Source organism: Ancylobacter lacus (assembly GCF_018390635.1).
GTDB lineage: Bacteria > Pseudomonadota > Alphaproteobacteria > Rhizobiales > Xanthobacteraceae > Ancylobacter > Ancylobacter lacus.
The window spans coordinates 1-607 of sequence record NZ_JAHBGE010000002.1; the positions used below are offsets into that span (position 1 = coordinate 1).

The window sequence follows — 607 nt, forward strand, 5'->3', positions numbered from 1 at the left end:
ACGGTGGCCGGATAATGATTGGAATAGGTGGCCGGTTACGTCGGAATCCGCAGCCTGACCGACAATCATCATGCGCACCACGCGCTTTCGGTCGCAACGACACATGTGCATGTGAACCGGGAGAATTGCCTGGAGGTCTCGATTCTTTCCGGTACGGCCGGAGACCTTCGGAGATTCGCTGACAGCGTGATCAGCCAAAGGGGGGTGCGTTACGGCAGCCTCCATATAATGCCTATAGCGCCCGATCCGGGGCACGGTCCCCATAACCACCCGCACGATCATGACCATGGGCACGGAAGGGCAGATCGAAGGTGAAATGCCTATTGTCTAGGCAGTTGGGTGAGCGGCGTGGAATGTAGCGAAGTATGATCTTTTTCAGTTTAATCATACTATCGGTCATGCTAGCCATTGAGCCTTAGCCGCTGCAGCCAGCGGGATCGTTCCAGATTTGGTTTCATACGCCTTTCTTGGGCGCGACTTGTCGCGTCCCGACGATCTCGCATGCGCGCTCGGCAAACGGGGTCGAATAGGAAAGGACACGGGCCTTGCATCTCGGTAAGCGTCGTCCTCAGGCCACGTTACTGAGGGTGGGCTTGGTGGGATAGGC

The 607-nt window shown here is 57.0% G+C and carries 1 pseudogene; it reads left to right on the plus strand.

The features are described from left to right. Positions 1–48: 48 nt before the first annotated feature. Positions 49–315 (plus strand): annotated as a pseudogene (nikR, locus tag KHC27_RS00625) (nickel-responsive transcriptional regulator NikR); the annotation flags it as partial. Positions 316–607: the final 292 nt, after the last annotated feature.